The 17,112-nt window shown below is 70.3% G+C and carries 15 protein-coding genes, 1 pseudogene and 1 riboswitch; of the genes and pseudogenes, 12 read left to right on the top strand and 4 right to left on the bottom strand.

Annotated features, from left to right (window positions below; genetic code table 11):
* Positions 1-149 precede the first annotated feature (149 nt).
* The 3 genes from ACH4G3_RS09920 to ACH4G3_RS09910 are packed head-to-tail and all read left to right on the top strand — an operon-like array spanning position 150 to position 2,757.
* Complete coding sequence (locus ACH4G3_RS09920; protein ID WP_397623984.1) at positions 150-1,433, top strand: hypothetical protein; 1,284 nt, start codon at positions 150-152, stop codon at positions 1,431-1,433.
* Positions 1,433-2,029, top strand: coding sequence for a hypothetical protein (locus ACH4G3_RS09915; protein ID WP_397624108.1), 597 nt, complete (start codon positions 1,433-1,435; stop codon positions 2,027-2,029). The genes ACH4G3_RS09920 and ACH4G3_RS09915 overlap by 1 nt, the downstream gene beginning before the upstream one ends.
* Positions 2,026-2,757, top strand: coding sequence for an ATP-binding cassette domain-containing protein (locus ACH4G3_RS09910; RefSeq protein WP_397623983.1), 732 nt, complete (start codon positions 2,026-2,028; stop codon positions 2,755-2,757). Before ACH4G3_RS09915 ends, ACH4G3_RS09910 begins: the two co-directional genes overlap by 4 nt.
* 66 nt (positions 2,758-2,823) lie before the next feature.
* Here the strand turns inward: ACH4G3_RS09910 and bcp are convergent, their stop codons facing one another.
* Complete coding sequence (gene bcp / locus ACH4G3_RS09905) at positions 2,824-3,291, bottom strand: thioredoxin-dependent thiol peroxidase (RefSeq protein ID WP_354736405.1); 468 nt, start codon at positions 3,289-3,291, stop codon at positions 2,824-2,826.
* 98 nt (positions 3,292-3,389) lie between these two features.
* On the opposite strand from bcp, the gene ACH4G3_RS09900 reads away from it, so the two are divergent.
* From ACH4G3_RS09900 to ACH4G3_RS09890, 3 genes are all read left to right on the top strand, one after another.
* The gene (locus tag ACH4G3_RS09900; RefSeq protein WP_397617668.1) at positions 3,390-3,719 is read left to right on the top strand and encodes a DUF3618 domain-containing protein; all 330 of its coding nucleotides are present in this window, start codon (positions 3,390-3,392) and stop codon (positions 3,717-3,719) included.
* Positions 3,720-3,763: 44 nt separating this feature from the next.
* A complete protein-coding gene (locus ACH4G3_RS09895) occupies positions 3,764-4,120 on the top strand; it encodes a GroES family chaperonin (protein ID WP_010040015.1) in 357 nt (118 codons plus the stop codon).
* A 55-nt stretch (positions 4,121-4,175) separates the two neighbouring features.
* A riboswitch (guanidine-III (ykkC-III) riboswitch) is annotated at positions 4,176-4,243 on the top strand.
* A 34-nt stretch (positions 4,244-4,277) separates the two neighbouring features.
* The gene (locus ACH4G3_RS09890) at positions 4,278-4,598 is read left to right on the top strand and encodes a DMT family transporter (protein WP_279546531.1); all 321 of its coding nucleotides are present in this window, start codon (positions 4,278-4,280) and stop codon (positions 4,596-4,598) included.
* A 5-nt stretch (positions 4,599-4,603) separates the two neighbouring features.
* Here ACH4G3_RS09890 and ACH4G3_RS09885 read toward each other — a convergent pair whose 3' ends face one another.
* On the bottom strand, positions 4,604-7,006 hold the full coding sequence (locus ACH4G3_RS09885) for a transglycosylase domain-containing protein (RefSeq protein WP_397623982.1): 2,403 nt from the start codon (positions 7,004-7,006) through the stop codon (positions 4,604-4,606).
* Between the two features lie 427 nt (positions 7,007-7,433).
* Here ACH4G3_RS09885 and ACH4G3_RS09880 point away from each other — a divergent pair, with 427 nt between their 5' ends.
* The 4 genes and pseudogenes from ACH4G3_RS09880 to ACH4G3_RS09865 all read left to right on the top strand — a co-directional run.
* Positions 7,434-8,234, top strand: coding sequence for an ABC transporter permease (locus tag ACH4G3_RS09880; protein ID WP_397624107.1), 801 nt, complete (start codon positions 7,434-7,436; stop codon positions 8,232-8,234).
* Positions 8,227-9,048 (top strand): ABC transporter permease, encoded by an 822-nt coding sequence (locus ACH4G3_RS09875; protein ID WP_397623981.1) that lies wholly within the window; start codon positions 8,227-8,229, stop codon positions 9,046-9,048. Before ACH4G3_RS09880 ends, ACH4G3_RS09875 begins: the two co-directional genes overlap by 8 nt.
* 1 nt (position 9,049) lies before the next feature.
* A complete protein-coding gene (locus tag ACH4G3_RS09870; RefSeq protein WP_397623980.1) occupies positions 9,050-10,036 on the top strand; it encodes an ABC transporter ATP-binding protein in 987 nt (328 codons plus the stop codon).
* 33 nt (positions 10,037-10,069) lie between these two features.
* Positions 10,070-10,765: pseudogene (locus ACH4G3_RS09865) on the top strand (DUF1707 SHOCT-like domain-containing protein); the annotation flags it as partial.
* A 154-nt stretch (positions 10,766-10,919) separates the two neighbouring features.
* On the opposite strand, the gene ACH4G3_RS09860 reads toward ACH4G3_RS09865, so the two are convergent.
* Positions 10,920-12,254: an SGNH/GDSL hydrolase family protein gene (locus ACH4G3_RS09860; RefSeq protein WP_397623979.1), complete on the bottom strand. Its 1,335-nt coding sequence runs from the start codon at positions 12,252-12,254 to the stop codon at positions 10,920-10,922.
* 165 nt (positions 12,255-12,419) lie between these two features.
* Here ACH4G3_RS09860 and ACH4G3_RS09855 point away from each other — a divergent pair, with 165 nt between their 5' ends.
* Positions 12,420-13,790 (top strand): DUF445 domain-containing protein, encoded by a 1,371-nt coding sequence (locus ACH4G3_RS09855; protein ID WP_397623978.1) that lies wholly within the window; start codon positions 12,420-12,422, stop codon positions 13,788-13,790.
* 106 nt (positions 13,791-13,896) lie between these two features.
* Positions 13,897-15,417 carry an MFS transporter gene (locus tag ACH4G3_RS09850; protein WP_397623977.1) on the top strand — a complete coding sequence of 507 codons (1,521 nt, stop codon included), beginning with the start codon at positions 13,897-13,899 and terminating at the stop codon, positions 15,415-15,417.
* 129 nt (positions 15,418-15,546) lie between these two features.
* Here ACH4G3_RS09850 and ACH4G3_RS09845 read toward each other — a convergent pair whose 3' ends face one another.
* Positions 15,547-17,001 (bottom strand): alginate lyase family protein, encoded by a 1,455-nt coding sequence (locus ACH4G3_RS09845; protein WP_397624106.1) that lies wholly within the window; start codon positions 16,999-17,001, stop codon positions 15,547-15,549.
* Positions 17,002-17,112: the final 111 nt, after the last annotated feature.

The following is a 17,112-nucleotide window of genomic DNA, read 5'->3' as shown; positions in this document are numbered from 1 at the left end:
ACAACCGAGGGGCGGCGTGCTGGGGGGGGCTCCCCTCGGGTCAACACCCAACTTGGCGCGACTTTGTTTTTTTTTTGGGGGGGGGGGGGGGGGCGGGGGGGGGGCCCCCCCCCACGCCCCCTGTTCGGACCGCTCCAGGAAGCCAAGAAGTGAAACCCCTCACACTCATCAGGTCCAGCAGCGCGCTGCGGGTCGCGCCTGTCGCCCTGCTCCTCGTGTTCGCCTATTACGCCACCGATCTCGGTGACGACCTCCGCATCGATCCGCTGGGCTACTCCGCGACCGTGATCGACGCGGTGCTGCGCAACCTGCTGCCGGTTGCCTTCGCGGTTGCCTCCGGTCTCGCCGCGTGGGAGGCGCGGAAGCTGGGAGCCTCCGGAATCTGGAGGCTGGGGGCGGTGCGATCCCGCTACACCATCGCCGCACAGCATCTGTTGCCCGTGGTCGTCCTGGCCTGGCTGCTCCTCATCCTTCCCACGCTGTGCGCCCTGGTCCAGGAGCAGGTCGCACCCGACCTGCCCGGCCTCACGCTGCTGGCCTTCGGACTGGTGCTCTGCGTCGCCCACGGCATCGTCGGATTCGCCGTCGGAGCCACCGTTGCGCACATCGCCGTGGTGCCGATCATCGCGGTCACCGACTTCCTGGTCGTCGGCTGGTCCACGGGACTGGAGACACCGTGGCCCCGGCACCTCACCGGCCTCTTCGCCGGAAAGATGATGTTCGGCGAGCTGCCCACCGCCGCCGGCCTCGCGGCTCCCCTCCTGCTCGCCGTCGGCTGCGCCGTCGCCATGGTTCTGTTCTGGGCACCTGTTTCCCGCTGGCTGCGAGGAGCCGTCGCGGCCGCACTCGTCTTCGCCTGCGCGTTCGGATCGTTCTCCCTGGTCAGCAACTGGAGCTACATAGGCCCACGGAGCACCGGTCACGGCTCGGTCGCCTGCGCCGGGGAGTCCCCCCGCATCTGTCTTCCCGAGGCGCGCGCCGAGCACATCTCCGCTCTCTCCGAGGAAGCGGCGGCGACGCTGGCACTCCTGCGTCGAGCCGGTCTGCCTGCCGAGCCGACGTCCATCCGGGACATTTCCCTCAGCCTCCGGTATCCCGAACCGTCCACGAAGGACGACTGGACCGTCCCGCTCGGGGTCGGCCAGGCGACCGGAACCGTTCGCTACCAGATCGCCCGCGAAGTGGTGCGTTTCGAATGCGCCCCTCCCGCCACCGGTCCGGCCCGCCAGGTGTACTACTGGGTGTCCTCCAAGGTCGGGCAGGCGGACACCTACTTGAGACGGCTCAGCACCGAACCCGATTTCACCCCGCAGGAACGCAGCCGTCTCCAGGACCGGGTGGGGAAGGTGCTGCGGTTGAGCGAGGCCCAGCAGCTGGCCTGGTACGAGACGACCGTGGCTGAGGCCTGCCGGGAAGGCGGGAAAACGACGTGATGTGGTGGCTGCGTGCCCGCCGCGCCCACACCCGCCTGCCCCTGGGTTTCCTGATGTTCGCGCTGCTGGCCGCGATCGTTCAGGACACCCCTCTCTTCCTGCCGTCCATCTGGTCCGGCGGCGCCGAGATCGTGCAGGCCGCCACCCTCGTCCCGCTCGTGCTGACCTCGGTCCTCTTCGACTGTCTGCACACCCGGCTGGACGCCGCCGAGAACACCGGAATCCGGCCCGTCAGGTTCCTCGACGTCCTGCTGGCACTCGGCACGGTGGCACTCGCCTGTGCCGTGGGCGAGGTGATCGCCATGATCACCGGGGCCGCTTCGGCCGAGACCCTGGGGCGCAACACGGTCTTCCTCGCCGGCCTCACCCTGTTGTGCGGGGCTCTCTTCGGGAGATCCGCCGTCCTCGTTCCCGCACTGTGGCCGCTGCTCGGCGTGCTCTTCGGCATGAGAGCGCCCGGCGACGCCTACCCGTGGACCGTACTCCTCGAACCGCCCGGCACCTGGTACGCCACCACGGGAGCCCTGTTGATGCTCACCGTCGGCGTCGGCGCCCACCTCCTTTCACCGAACCGCATCGCACGGAGAGCCGCATGACGCTTGTTCTCGATTCCTGCACCTTCGCCTACGGCCGACGGCGGGCTGCGGTGCTGAAGAACTTCAACTACCGCCTTCCGGACGGACTGACCATCCTGCTCGGACCCAACGGGGCCGGAAAGTCCACCATGTTGCAGCTGGCCGCTGCCGTCACCGCGCCCCAGCGGGGAACCGTGACGTGGAACGGACTCGACGCGAAGAGCAAGGACTACCGGCGGACGGTGGCCTGGATGCCGCAGAACATCACCCCCCTGCCCTCGCTCACGGCACGCGAGTACGTCGCCTATGTGGGCTGGCTGAAGGGGATGAGCAGGGGCGATGCCTGGGCCAACGCTCCTCGGGCGCTGTCCCGCGTCGAGATGTCGGAGCGCGCCGACACCCGCACCGGACAGCTCTCGGGCGGCCAGCTGAGGCGGGTGGGCGTGGCCTGTGCCTTGGTCCACGACGCACGGGTGCTCCTCCTGGACGAACCCACGGCCGGCATGGACCCACGTCAGCGACGGGTCTTCCGCGATCTCCTCGCCTCGGTCAAGGGCGATGTCCGCATCCTGCTGTCCACGCACGACGTGACCGACCTCGCCGAAGAGGCCGATCACGTGTCCGTTCTGGTGGGCGGACGTCTCGTGCAGAGCGGTTCCACCAGCGAGTTCCTCGCCCACACTCCGCCCGGCACGGCGCACGGCCGGGCTGCCGAAGGGGCGTACACGACCCTGCTCGAGTCGGCCTGACCGTTCGGTTCTCTGCGGGCCGAGATCATCTCGGCCCGCATCGGTTCCGAGCCCCGCTCGGCCGGATCAGATCCCCAGATCCTTGATGATCTTGGCGACGTGGCCCGTCGCCTTGACGTTGTACAGGGCCCGCTCGACCTTGCCCTCCTCGTCCACGATCACCGTGGAGCGGATGACGCCGACGACCGTCTTGCCGTACAGCTTCTTCTCGCCGAAGGCACCGTAGGACTCCAGGACCTGCTTGTCCGGGTCGGCCAGCAACGTGACCTTCAGGGATTCCTTGTCGCGGAATTTGGCCAGCTTCTCGGGCTTGTCGGGGGAGATGCCGATCACCTCGTAGCCCGCGCCGGCCAGCAGCTCCAGGTTGTCCGTGAAGTCGCAGGCCTGCTTGGTGCAGCCCGGGGTGAGGGCGGCCGGGTAGAAGTACACGATGACCTTGCGGCCTTTGTGATCCGACAGGGACACCTCGGTGCCGTCGGCGTCGGGCAGGGTGAAGGCGGGGGCCACGTCCCCCGGCTGGAGTCGCTCGCTCATCGGGCCAGCGTAACCGGGGGTCCTGACAGTGCGATGAGCCGTGGAGCTGACAGACTGTCCTCCGGCACAGGCTTCACACCGACTTCGGAGGCGACACGGTGGCGGACACGGCGGACACCAGAACCCCGGCGCAGATCGAGGCGGACATCAGGCGCCGCCGCGCGACCCTGGCCGAGACCCTCGACGAGATCGGGGTGCGGGTGCACCCGAAGACCATCGTCGGGGACGCCAAGGCCAAGGTCGCGTCCAACATCGATCACACCCTCGGGCGGGCGTACGTGGAGGTCAACCGGGCCGTCACGGACGTGCGGGCCCGGTTCGTGGACGAGGACGGGGCGCCGCGCCTGGAGCGGGTCGTGCCCGTCGCGCTCGTCGTCGTCGGACTGGTCGGGCTGTTCGCCGTCAGCACGCGGCGGCGCAAGGGCTGACCCGACCGCGTACGTCCACGGGGAAGACAGGTAGGTTTCAAGGCGTGAGCGCCAAGAGAAACGAGCACAGCACCCATCCCGACAAGCTGCCCATCCGGATGCTGCACGACCGCGTACTCGTGCGGCAGGACACCAGCGAGGGCGAGCGGCGTTCCGGCGGCGGCATCCTGATCCCCGCCACGGCGGCGGTCGGCCGGCGGCTGGCCTGGGCCGAGGTCGTCGCGGTGGGGCAGAACGTACGGACCGTCGAGCCGGGCGACCGGGTTCTGTTCGACCCGGAGGACCGCGCCGAGGTCGAGGTGCGCGGTATCGCGTACGTGCTCATGCGCGAGCGTGATCTGCACGCCGTGGCCGCGGACCGGTTCGAGGGCTCGGAGGACTCGACGGGCCTCTATCTGTAGTCCGGACAGCAGCGCGAAGGGGCCGGTGACGGGAGTCACCGGCCCCTTCGCCGTTGCTTTGCTACGTTGGAGTGACCCCCGACGAGACGCGCCGTACCGGGACGAAGGCAAAGACGACGCACGCCCGCCGTCAGCCCGTTTCCCGGAGGTGCCCGTCATGGCCTGGGTTCTGCTCGTCGTCGCCGGTCTGCTCGAAGTCGGCTGGTCCGTCGGTATGAAGTACACCGACGGGTTCACGCGCCCGCTCCCCAGCGTTCTCACCGGCGCCGGCATCGTCGCCAGCATGCTGCTGCTGTCCCATGCCGCCAAAACCCTGCCCATCGGTACCGCCTACGGCGTGTGGGTGGGCATCGGGGCGGCCGGGGCGGCGGTGTTCGGCATGGCCGTGCTGGGGGAGCCGGCCACCGCCGCCCGGATCTTCTTCGTGTGCCTGCTGCTGGTCGCCGTGGTGGGGCTGAAGGCGACCTCGGGTCACTGACCCGGCTATTCGCGGCGCGAGCCCTGCGGGACCACGCCCCAGCCAGGTCCGGTCGGGCCGCCCGTCGCGCCGCCGTCGGTCGCGTCGCCGCCGCCCTCCGTCGTGCCGCCGTCGGTCGTGCCGCCGTCGGTGGCGGTGCCGCCGTCGCCGGTCCCGCCGTCCGCGGTGCCGCCGCCGCTCGGGGACTCGCCGCCCGTGCCGCCGTCGGTGGTGCCGCCGTCGGTCTGGCCCTGGGTCTGGCCCTCGGGTGCGCTCGGGGACTGGCCGGGCGTCTCGGTGCCGGTCTCCTGGCCTCCGGTGGACGTGCTGCCGCCGTCGGTGGTGCCGCCCGTGGTCGGGTCGGCCGGGGGCTCGGTGCTGGGGGCCTGCGAGACGTCGGCGCCGGGCTGGAGCCGCAGGTCGAACTCCTTGACGGGCTTGCCCTTGAGGGCGTCCTGGGTGAACTGGGTCCAGATCTCCGTGGGCGCCCCGCCGCCGTTGATGCGGGGCAGGCCCATCGCGCCGTACAGCGATTTGTGGGCGGCGGTGACCGGGTCCTGGCCCATGACGGAGACGACCGTGGCGAGCTCGGGGGTGTAGCCGGCGAACCAGGCCGCGGTGTCCTCCTCGGCGGTGCCGGTCTTGCCGGCGACAGGGCGGCCCGCGCCCTGCGCGGCGGAGGCCGTGCCGTTCTGGACGACGCTCTGCAGCATCGAGGTGGTGGTGTCGGCGGCCTCGCGGCTCACCGCCTGCCGGGTGCGCCGCTCCGGCAGCTCGATCGGCGAGCCCTCCTTGGTGACCTTCTTGACCATCGTGTACGTGCCGTGCCGGCCGTGGTTGGCGAGCGTGGCGTACGCCTCCGCCATGTCGAGGACGCTGGCGGTGGCCGTGCCGAGCGCGATGGCGGGGCCGTCGGCGAGGTCCGGGGTGGTCTCGGGGATGCCGAGGTCGATCGCCGTCTGCTTGACCTTCGGAGGGCCGACGTCGGCCGCCATCTGCGCGTACACCGAGTTCACGGAACTGTCGGTCGCCTCGGTGACGGTGATGTCGCCGTAGGAGCGCTGGTCCTCGTTCTCGGGGGCGTACGGGTCGCCGGTCCAGCCCTGGACGGGGCGCTTGTTGGTGCCGTCGTAGATCGTGTTCGGGGTGATCATCCGGCCGTCCTGGGTCTCCGAGTGGTTCTCGACGGCCGCGGTGAACACGAAGGGCTTGAAGGTGGAGCCGACCTGGAAGTCCCGGCGGGTGGCGTTCGGGGTGTACTGCTTGACGTAGTCGATGCCGTTGTACATCGCCACGACCTCGCCGGTCTTGGGATCGACGGAGGCGCCGCCCGCGCGCACATAGCGGTCGACCTTGTTGTTCTTCTTGTCCAGCTTGTCCATCAGCTTGTCGTTGACGGCCTTCACGAACGCGTCCTGCCTGGGCTTCTGGAGCGTCGTGGTGATGCGGTAGCCGCCGGCGTCGAGCTTGCTCTCGTCGATGATCTTGTTCTGGGTGAGGTAGTCCTTGACGGTCCGCACGATGTAGCCGCGCTGCCCGGACATGCCGGTGGACAGCGTGGACTCCTTCGGCACCGGGAACTTCATGCCGGCCCGCTCGGACTCGCCGAGCCAGCCCTTCTTGACCATGCCGTCCAGGACGTAGTTCCAGCGGGACTCGGCGGCCTTGCGGTTCTCGGGGTGGGCGACGACGTCGTACTGGCTGGGCGCGTTGACGAGCGCGGCGAGGTAGGCGGCGCGGGCCGGGTCGAGGTCCGTCGCGTCCATGCCGTAGTAGGCCTGGGAGGCGGCCTGGATGCCGTAGGCGTTGCGGCCGAAGTAGCTGGTGTTGAGGTAGCCCTCGAGGATGTGGTCCTTGCTCACCTCGCGGTCCAGCTTGATCGCGATGAAGAACTCCTTGGCCTTGCGCGTGACGGTCTGCTCCTGGCGCAGGTAGTAGTTCTTCACGTACTGCTGCGTGATCGTGGAGCCGGACTGCTTGCCCTTGCCGAGGGCCGTGTTCCAGGCCGCGCGGAGCATGGCCTTGGGGTCGATGGCGGACTCGGTGTAGAAGTCGCGGTCCTCGGCGGCCAGGATCGCGTGCTGGGCGTCCTTGGAGACCTGCGGGAGTGTGACGTTCTCCCGGTTGACCTCGCCGTCGCGGGCGATCACCGAACCGTCCGCGTAGAGGTAGACGTTGGCCTGCTTGGTGGCGAGCGCGTTGGCCGGGGGGATCTGCACCAGCGAGTAGCCGAGGAAGAAGCCGCCGACCAGCAGCAGGGCGGCGATGATGAAGCCGCCCAGCGTCATGCGCCAGGTCGGGATCATGCGGCGCCAGCCGGTGCGCTTCGGTTTCCCGGCCGGCGGGGCCTGCGGCGTGGCCGGGTCGCCGTCCGCCTGCGGCTCTCTCGGTGCCCAGCCCGGTGTCGGCTGCTGCGGCTCGTCACTCATGTCGTGCACGGACTCCTGTTTCGCGTCGTACGTCGTTCCCGTACGTCTCTGCTCGCTCTTGCGCCCCTGTGATGAAGACTGTCCCACCCGGCGATCAGTTCCCTGACCGAGGGCCGTGTCGTGAGGCGGGTGGCGCGCGGGCGAACGCCCAGCCGGACGCCGGGTGCAGTGAGCCGTCCTGCGCGCCTGCTCGGACCGCGATCTCGCGTGCGCGGCATTCGCCTGAAGGGGGACACGACGACGATGCGACTGCTCGCCCTGGCCACGGGCGCCTCGGCCCACGCGGACGCAACGGATCGTACCGTCTGGGCCGGTGCGCACTCGCCCCGCGGCGACCGAGCCGCTCCTCGAAAACCCGTGGCACGCGTGATCGCCGGTCCACTAGGCTCCTGCGCTTCGGTGCCCGGCGGCGAGGAGGGCTGTGGATGTGGGCTCGGGACGGTTGTACCTGGCCGTCGCGGCGGGGGCCTTCAGGCGGTACGCGACGTATCGGGCGGCCACCGTGGCCGGGGTGTTCACCAACACGGTCTTCGGCGTCATCCTCGTCTACACGTACCTGGCGCTGTGGGACGAGAAGCCGCATCTCGGGGGGTACGACCAGGCGCAGGCCGTGACCTACGTGTGGCTGGGGCAGTGCCTCTACGCCACCCTCGCCATCCAGGGCGGCGGCGCCGAGAAGGACCTGATGGAGCGCATCCGCACCGGTGAGATCGCCGTCGACCTGTACCGGCCGGCCGATCTCCAGCTGTGGTGGCTGGCGGGCGACGTGGGGCGGGCGCTGTTCCAGATGCTGGGGCGGGGCGTCGTCCCCTTCGCGTTCGGCGCGATTTTCTTCCCCATGGCGCTGCCGACGTCGGTCATCCCCTGGGCGGCCTTCGTGGTAACTCTCCTGCTGGCGACGGTCGTCAGCTTCGCGCTCCGCTACCTGGTGGCCCTGAGCGTGTTCTGGCTCATGGACGGCATGGGCGTCAACCAGGCGCTGATGATCACGGGGATCTTCTTCTCCGGCATGGTGCTGCCGCTGAACGCCTTCCCGGGCGTGTTCGGCGACATCGTGCGGGTGCTGCCGTGGGCGGCGCAGATCCAGATGCCGGCGGACGTGCTGATGGGGGAGACCGACCCGCTCGGGGCGTTCGTCTTCCAGGCGGCGTGGGCGGTGGCACTGCTGGCGGCGGGGCGGCTGCTGCAGTCGGCTGCGACGCGCCGGGTGGTGGTGCAGGGTGGGTGAGCGGAACGCCCTGCTGGAGGGCCTGCGCGCCTACCGGCTGATCGCCGGGATGTGGGTGCGCTCCAGCATGACCTACCGCACCTCCTTCATCGTCACGGTGTTCGGCAACCTGCTGGTGACCGGCCTGGACTTCGTGGGGATCCTGCTGATGTTCTCGCAGGTCGACTCGCTGGGCGGCTGGTCACTGCCCGAGATCGCCTTCCTGTACGGGCTGTCGGTGACGGCGTTCGGGATCGCCGACCTGGTGCTCGGCTCGATGGACGTCCTGGGCGCCCGGATGCGCGACGGCTCGTTCGACATCCTGCTCGTGCGTCCCGCACCGGTGCTCGCCCAGGTCGGCGCCGACCGCTTCGCACTGCGCCGTCTGGGCCGGATCACCCAGGGCGCGGTGGTCCTGGGCTGGGCGCTGGTCTCGGTCGACGTCGACTGGAGCGCGCCGAAGGCGCTGCTGGTGCCGGTGATGGTGGTCAGCGGCGCGGCGATCTTCTCGGCGGTGTTCGTGGCGGGCGCGGCCTTCCAGATCTTCGCCCAGGACGCCGCCGAGGTGCAGAACGCGTTCACGTACGGCGGGACCACGCTGCTGCAGTATCCGCCGACGGTGTTCGGGAAGGACCTGGTGCGCGGCGTGACCTTCATGCTGCCGCTCGCCTTCGTCAACTGGGTCCCCGCCGCCTACGTGCTGGACCGGCCGTACCCGATCGAGCTGCCCGGCTGGGCGGCCTTCGTGTCGCCGCTGGTGGCGGTGGCCTGCTGTGTGCTGGCGGGGACGGCGTGGCGGGTGGGGCTTCGTTCCTACCGGAGTACAGGGAGTTGAGTTGACCGAGTCGGCGAGCGGGTTCATCGAACTCGACGGTGTGGAGAAGGTCTTCGAGGTGCGCAAGAAGACCGGCTTCATGAAGCGGGAGCGGCGGCAGGTCCGGGCCGTCGACTCGATCTCCTTCCGCGTGGAACGCGGCGAGATGGTCGGCTACATCGGTCCGAACGGCGCCGGCAAGTCGACCACGATCAAGATGCTGACCGGCATCCTCACGCCCAGCGCGGGCCGGCTCAGGGTGGCCGGCATCGATCCCTCCCGGGAGAGGACGCGGCTCGCGCACCGCATCGGCGTGGTGTTCGGGCAGCGTACGACGCTGTGGTGGGACCTGCCGCTGGTCGACTCCTACCGGCTGATGCACCGCATGTACCGGATCCCGGACGCCCGTTACCGCGAGAACCTCGACCGTCTGGTCGAACTCCTCGACCTGGGCGACCTGCTGGACGTGCCGGTACGGCAGCTCTCGCTCGGGCAGCGGATGCGCGGCGACATCGCGGCGGCCCTGCTGCACGACCCGGAGGTGCTGTACCTCGACGAGCCGACCATCGGCCTCGACGTCGTCTCCAAGTCCAAGGTGCGGGAGTTCCTGCGGGAGTTGAACGCCGAGCGCGGCACGACGGTGCTGCTGACCACGCACGACCTGCAGGACATCGAGCAGTTGTGCAAGCGGGTGATGGTCATCGACCACGGGCGCCTGATGTACGACGGCCCGCTCGCCGGGCTGCACGAGGCGGGGGAGAGCGAGCGGACCCTGGTGGTGGACCTGGAGCGGGAACTGCCGCCGATCGACGCCCCGGCGCCCGCCCGGGTCGTCCGGGTGGACGGTCCGCGGCAGTGGCTGGCGTTCCCGGCGGCGGAGTCCGCGGCACCGCTCGTCGCGCGGATCGCGGCGGAGTACCCGCTGGTGGACCTGTCGGTGCGGGAGCCGGACATCGAGGCGGTGATCGCGAAAATGTACGCGGAACAGGCCGAGCGGGCGACCTCGTAGCCCCCGGCGGGGTGAACTCGTAATCTGCTGTGTATGACCGACGACTCAGTCCCGGACCTCCGCGCCTCCGACGCCGACCGTGAACGGGTCGCCGAGATCCTGCGGGACGCCCTCGCGGAGGGCCGTCTCGACATGGCGGAGTTCGAGGAGCGGCTGGACGCGACGTACCAGGCGCGGACGTACGGCGAACTGGCGCCGATCACCCGGGACCTGCCGGCCGCGGGCGTCACGGCGCCCTCCGTGTCCCTGACCAAGGAGCCCGCCGCCGGCCCGGACGGCTCGGACTGGTCCGGGCGGATCGTCGGCGGTGAGGGTTCCTCGTCGTGGGCGGTGGCCGTGATGTCCGGCTTCCAGCGCAAGGGGCGCTGGACGATGCCCCGGCGGTTCACCTGCCTCGCCCTCTGCGGCGGCGGGGAGATCGACCTGCGCGAGGCGAACTTCGCGGACCGCGAGGTCGAGATCAACGCGATCGCGATCATGGGCGGGGTGGACGTCATCGTCCCGCCCGGCGTCGAGGTCGTCGTCCGCGGCATCGGCATCATGGGCGGCTTCGACCACCAGGAGGAGGGCGTCCCCGGCGTCCCCGGCGCGCCGCGCGTCATCATCACCGGCTTCGCCTTCTGGGGCGGCGTCGGGGTGCAGCGAAAACTGACCCGGGCGGAGAAGCAGCGGCTCCGCGAGGAACGCCGCCAGGAGAAGCTCGACGGCCGGTCGGGCCGCCGCCAGCTGGACTGAGGTGCTGCCTGCTGCCTGCTGCCTGCTGCCTGCGGGCAGTCGTGCCGCTGGGGCGGCACGGGTGGGCGCAGGCAGCACCCCGCAGCGCCGGGCTGCGCACCCACCCCACCCGCCCGGCACCGACGCCGGTACGCGACACCGCCCGCCTCTACAGCTCCGCCGGAACCGACCCCTTCAAGCTCTCCAGATCGAACGCCTCTGCCATCCGCGCATACCCCTTGTCACTGGGATGCAGATGATCCCCAGAGTCGTAGTCGGCCCGCAGCCGCCGCGGGTCATAAGGATCACGCAGCGCCTCGTCGAAGTCGACCACCGCGTCGAACACCCGCCCCGCACGGATCTCCGCGTTGATCTGCTGCCGCACGGCTTCCCGCGCCTGCGAGTACCCCCGGTGCCCACCGAACGGCATCAGCGTCGCCCCCACGACCTTCAGCCCCCGCGCATGGGCCTGCCCGACCATCGTGCGCAGCCCACCGAGAATCGCGTTCGGATCCGCGAGCCGCGGATTGCGCAGGATGTCGTTGACCCCGAGGTCGATGACGACGACCTTGACGTTCGTCCGCTCCAGCACGTCCCGCTGGAAGCGGTTCAGCCCGCTGGGGTTGTCCGCCGGCCGGCCCAGCCCGTCCGTGAGGACCCGGTTCCCGCTGATGCCCTGGTTGACGACGCTGTAGCGGGGCAGGTCCCGCCCGGCGGCGATCTCCGCGCGTAGCCTGTCCGACAGGACGTCGGTCCACCTGTTGTTGGCGCCCGCGGTGGAGGTGATCCCGTCGGTGAGCGAGTCGCCGAGGACGACGACCGTCCCGTCGGACTCGTTGCTCAGCACGTCCAGCGCGGTCACGTAACGCCAGTACATGCTCTGCTCGGTGTACGGCGCGCCCGTCGTGTCGGCCGCGTGGTCGCCCTGGGCCACGTAGGAGACCTGCCGGGCGTGCGGGTGGTACGTCACCGGGCCGGAGCTGGTCGGCGTGTACGTGGTGATCAGGACGTCCGCGTCGTGCGGGATGACGATGCGCACGGCGTCGCTCATCACCTGCCGGCCGGGCGGGATGACGACCGTCGGCCCGCCGTTGAAGGTCAGCTGCCGAAGGGTGTCCGGGAGCGCCGCGGCCGTGCCGCTGCCGGCGGCGACGGCGATCGAGGCACGTGTGATGCTCAGCGGCGACTGGCCGTAGAGATTGGACAGCGTCACGCGGGCACTCGTACCGCCGACGGTGGTGTGGACGACGTTGCGCACCGAACGGTCCGCCATGCCGGTCGTCTCCGTGCCCGGCTCGGCCGCGGCCGGGGAGGTGGACCAGGTGCCGACCCAGGTGCCGGTGGAGGCGGGTGCGGCGGAGTTGTTCGGGAGGCGGTCGTCGGCGAGAGCGTTCCGCGCCGGCGTACCTCTGTCGGACGCCACCCCGACGTATATGGCGGTGGAAAGGGCCACGATCGCTGCGACAACGACGGCCAATAGGGCGTAACCACGACCCCGGGTCATGCTGTGTAGTTCTCCTCGGGCGATGGGAGCCCAAGGCTCCGATCTGATATGCCCATGATGCGTCATGGGCCGGGGGAAGCTCACACGGACCCCGTGCCATTACCCCCTCCCGACAGACGCCGGGAACTCCTGATCCGTTCCAGGAGTCGGTCAGGAAGGGACAATGTGTGCGGGATCACCGAGCGGGTGGAGCGGATGGAACGGACGAAAGCAGAAGAAATGGGCAGCGCCGGAGGGCAGCATGCCCGCCCCGGCGTCCCCACGAACCGTGCGATGGCCACCTTCAGCCCCGCGGACGAGGAGAAACAGCGCGGCGTACGCCGCATGAAACTCACCGCCACCGGGCTCCTGCTGTTCGTGGCCGTGGTCTATGTCCTCGCCAAGTGGGCCCAGAACTCCGGCGCGGGCCCCTGGGCGGCCTATGTCGCCGCGGCCTCCGAGGCCGGCATGGTCGGCGCGCTCGCCGACTGGTTCGCCGTCACCGCCCTCTTCCGCCACCCCCTCGGCATCCCCATCCCGCACACCGCGATCATCCCCACCAAGAAGGACCAGCTCGGCGTCACCCTCGGCGAGTTCGTCGGGGAGAACTTCCTCTCCGAGGACGTCGTACGCCAGCGGCTGCGCGCCGTCGGCATCGGCAGCCGCCTCGGCGCCTGGCTCGCCGTCCCCGAGCACGCCGACCGGGTCACGGCGGAGCTCTCCACCGCCCTGCGCGGCGCCCTGACCGTGCTGCGCGACTCCGACGTCCAGGCCGTCGTCGGCGAGGCGATCACCCGCCGCGCCAACGCCCAGGAGATCGGGCCCGGCATCGGCAAGATGCTGGAGAAGATCGTCGCCGACGGCGGCCACAAACGGGTCGTCGACCTCGTCGTCACCCGCGCGCACGACTGGCTGGTGTTGCACCGCGACGAGGTGATGGACGCCGTGGAGGGCGGCGCCCCCGGCTGGACGCCGAGGTTCGTCGACCGCAAGGTCGGCGAGCGCGTCTACAAGGAACTCCTGCGCTTCGCCACCGAGATGCGCGACATGCCCGCCCACCCCGCACGCGGCGCCCTCGACCGCTTCCTCACCGACTTCGCCTCCGACCTCCAGTCCGACACCGACACCCGCGCCCGCATCGAGCGCCTCAAGGGCGAGGTGCTGGGCCGCGGCGAGGTCCAGGACCTCATCGCCAGCGCCTGGACGGCCGTACGATCCATGATCGTCGCGGCGGCAGAGGACGAGCGCAGCGAGCTGCGGCTGCGCGTACGGGCCTCCCTGCTGTCGCTGGGCTCCCGGATGGCGGCCGAGCGCAAGGTGCAGGACAAGGTCGACAAGTGGGTGGAGGATGCGGCCGTCTACGTCGTCACCACCTACCGCAAGGAGATCACCTCCCTGATCACGGACACGGTGGCGAGCTGGGACGCCGAGCACACCACCAAGAAGATCGAGGCGAACATCGGCCGCGACCTGCAGTTCATCCGGATCAACGGCACGGTGGTCGGCTCGCTGGCCGGCCTGCTGATCTACACGGTGTCGCACGCGCTCGGGGCGTGACGGGGTGACCGGTGGGACGTGACGCGCGGGTGGCGTCAGGTGTCAGGGCGTAAGCAAACCCGCTCAGGGCACTCGACCCGGGTTCTTCTCGATGAGGAGGGAGCCCATGACCACCGCGCAGGCCGCAACCGGCCGAACCGTGACCACCGACATCCCCGCCCGCCTCGACCGCCTCCCGTGGTCGCGCTGGCACTGGACGATCGTCATCGGCCTCGGCACCGTGTGGATCCTCGACGGTCTCGAAGTCACCGTCGTGGGCAACATCGCCAGCCGCCTGTCGGAACCCGGCAGCGGCCTGCCCATCACCTCCGGCGAGGTCACCGGCATGGCGGCCGCCCTGTACGTGGCGGGAGCCTGCTCCGGCGCGCTCTTCTGGGGCCGGCTGACCGACAAGTGGGGCCGTAAAAAACTCTTCATGATCACGCTGGCGGTCTACCTCGGCGCCACCGCCCTGACCGCGATCGCCTTCGACACCTGGTGGTTCTTCCTCTTCCGCTTCCTCACCGGCTTCGGTATCGGCGGCGAGTACGCGGCCATCAACTCCGCGATCGACGAGCTGATCCCCAAGGAGTACCGCGGCCGGGTCGACCTGATGATCAACGGCAGCTTCTGGCTGGGCGCGGTCTTCGGTTCCCTCCTGTCGATCGTCGCCCTGGACACGGACATCTTCGCGGCGAACGTGGGCTGGCGCCTCACCTTCGCACTCGGCGCGGTCCTGGCCCTGGTGATCCTCCTGGTCCGCCGGCACGTCCCGGAGAGCCCCCGCTGGCTGCTGATCCACGGCCGCGACGACGAAGCGGAACGCATCGTCTCCTCGATCGAGCGGGAGGTCGAGCAGGAGCACGGCGAGCCGCTGCCGCGCGCGGAGGGCGAGATCACCATCCACCAGCGCCGCAGCGTCTCCTTCCTCGAAATCGGCCGCACGGTCTTCTCCGACTACCGCCGCCGCGCCGTCCTCGGCTTCTCCCTCTTCATCGGCCAGGCCTTCCTCTACAACGCCATCACCTTCGGCTTCGGCGCGATCCTCACGACGTTCTTCGACGTCCCGAGCGGCAGCACCGGCTACTACTTCGCGGTCATCGCACTCGGCAACTTCTGCGGCCCGCTGCTCCTCGGCAAGCTCTTCGACACGGTCGGCCGCCGCGTGATGATCTCCGGCACCTACCTGCTGTCCGGCCTGCTCCTCTTCGGCACGGCCTGGCTCTTCGACCAGGGCTCCCTCAGCGCGAGCACGCTGACCGCATGCTGGTGCGCGGTGCTGTTCTTCGCCTCGGCGGGCGCGTCCAGCGCCTACCTGACGGTCTCCGAGGTCTTCCCGATGGAGACCCGCGCCATGTCCATCGCCTTCTTCTACGCCATCGGCACGGCAGCCGGCGGCATCAGCGGCCCGCTCCTGTTCGCCGACCTCACCGGCACGGGCAAGGTCGGCGACACGGTCCTCGCCTTCCAGATCGGCGCGACCCTGATGTGCCTGGCCGGTCTGGCAGCGGCGATCCTCGCGGTGCGGGCGGAACGGCGTTCCCTGGAGGACATCGCCACACCACTGACGGCGGCGGAGGAGGGCAAGGCAGACGGCGACTCCACCTCGACCTCCGGCTCGACGGGGTCCAGGACGGCGACGGCGTAGGGCGCTGGCTGCGGGCAGTCGTGCCGCTTGGGGCGGCACGGGTGGGCGCAGCGGCACCCCGTCGGCGCGGGCGAGCGACCCGACCCGGGCCCGGGCCGCAACGCCAGGGCCCCGCCAACGTGCCGGACGCTACTCGGCCCCGCCCCGCCGCACCCGATCCCGCCGCCGCAGCAACAGCAACCCACCCGCGACAGCGGAAACACCCGCCGCGGCGGCCCAGCCGACCACATCCTCGGACCCGGTGGCAGCCAGGTCACGCCCCGCGGCAGGCGCGGCCGAGGCACTCACGGCCCCCTGCGGCCGAGCACCCCCACCGGAGGCGGCCCCACCGGAGGCGGCCCCGGACGGACTCGCACTCGGCGTCACCTCCACCGGACCCCGATCCCGGGTAAAGGCGAGCGTGCCGAACCCGAGCTGGTCGTAACCCCCACTGTTGGGCCCGTAATCCCCGCCCCCACCCTCCGGCGCGGCCTTGGCCGCAGCACGCGTGAGATACGACGCCGACAACCCCCGCCGCTTGGTGTAGTGGTTGGCGATCATCGCCCAGATGGGCCGAGTCATGGCCGGATCCACACCCGCCGCCTCGGTCGCGGTCTCACTTCCCGACCACCCCCCGATCGCCCCCTTCTTCCGCGTGTTGGCCGTATACGGCACGCCCCCGCCCAGACTCCACTTCGCCACGTACTGCGCCCCCTTGAGGAAGCGGCTGTCGTCATAGCCGTAGAGATCGATGCCCTGGTTCCAGGCCATCTCGCAGACCGTGCCCATCAGCCCGACCCCGAGCAGCGCATGCCCCTGGTCCCGCCCGGCCTCGACCCACTCGCCGAGCCCGTCCTCGTACACGACGGGAACGGCGTGCTTGACGGACCCCATGCCGTCCCCGTGCTTGAAGTACTCGACGGCCCGGTCGACCACGGCACGGTCGTCGCAGAAGATGCCGGTGGCGAGCACACAGGCGATGGCCGTCAGGTCCCAGTTGGGCCAGTAGTTGGTGACGACGGCACCGTTGTGATCGCTCAGGAAACTGTCGCTGAGCGGATGAAAGACGTTCCGCATCAGCTCCTGCGCCCGCCCGAGCCGGAAGTCACCGTGATCGCGTACGAGTTCGGCGGCGTTGGCGAACTGGTAGCCGTACAACCCGGCGGCCAGGAACCGGTCGGCCGAGCCCTGGACCGACGTCAGCTTCTCCGACCAGGCGTTGAGGATCGCCACCGCTGTGTCGGCATGCGCGGTCTCGCCGCTGACGTGGTACCGCAGGGCGTTCTGGTAGGCGGCGTGGATGTCGTTGTAGAGAACCGCGTAGTTCTGGGGCGAACCCGCCCCCCGGTACACCGTGGTCTGCGGCTGGGCCCGCCAGCCGCTCTGCGCGTGCCGGTTGGCGGTCAGCTTGGCGAACCCGGCCGTATAGGGTCTGGCGCCCGCCTTCACCTTGGCCGCCATACGGTCCAGGTCGGTACGGGTGTGCAGCAGCCCGGGGTGGGCGAAGGCGGAGCCCGCGGCGGAGGCCGGGCTCGCGAGCGCGGTCGTACCGGCGCCGGCGCCGATGCCGACGGCTCCGGCTGCCGCGCCCGCGGCCTTCAACATGCTCCGGCGGCTGATCTGTCGTGTCACGTTGTCGTACCTCGACGTCGTAAGTCGCGTTCCTGCGGGGGACGGTGAGGAGACGTCCGGACGGCGAAGGCGATAACAAAAACT

It is taken from the genome of Streptomyces afghaniensis (genome assembly GCF_044327915.1).
Lineage (GTDB): Bacteria > Actinomycetota > Actinomycetes > Streptomycetales > Streptomycetaceae > Streptomyces > Streptomyces afghaniensis.
Note: the sequence above shows the minus strand (reverse complement) of the source record. Positions and strands in the feature narration are given on the sequence as shown.

What these genes read in the sequence shown, in the direction of transcription:
- ACH4G3_RS09915 (WP_397624108.1), top strand. Translation starts at nt 1,433, where the DNA reads ATGTGGTGGCTGCGTGCCCGCCGCGCCCACACCCGCCTGCCCCTGGGT.
- ACH4G3_RS09910 (WP_397623983.1), top strand. Translation starts at nt 2,026, where the DNA reads ATGACGCTTGTTCTCGATTCCTGCACCTTCGCCTACGGCCGACGGCGG.
- bcp (WP_354736405.1), bottom strand. Translation starts at nt 3,291, where the DNA reads ATGAGCGAGCGACTCCAGCCGGGGGACGTGGCCCCCGCCTTCACCCTG.
- ACH4G3_RS09890 (WP_279546531.1), top strand. Translation starts at nt 4,278, where the DNA reads ATGGCCTGGGTTCTGCTCGTCGTCGCCGGTCTGCTCGAAGTCGGCTGG.
- ACH4G3_RS09885 (WP_397623982.1), bottom strand. Translation starts at nt 7,006, where the DNA reads ATGAGTGACGAGCCGCAGCAGCCGACACCGGGCTGGGCACCGAGAGAG.
- ACH4G3_RS09860 (WP_397623979.1), bottom strand. Translation starts at nt 12,254, where the DNA reads ATGACCCGGGGTCGTGGTTACGCCCTATTGGCCGTCGTTGTCGCAGCG.
- ACH4G3_RS09850 (WP_397623977.1), top strand. Translation starts at nt 13,897, where the DNA reads ATGACCACCGCGCAGGCCGCAACCGGCCGAACCGTGACCACCGACATC.
- ACH4G3_RS09845 (WP_397624106.1), bottom strand. Translation starts at nt 17,001, where the DNA reads ATGTTGAAGGCCGCGGGCGCGGCAGCCGGAGCCGTCGGCATCGGCGCC.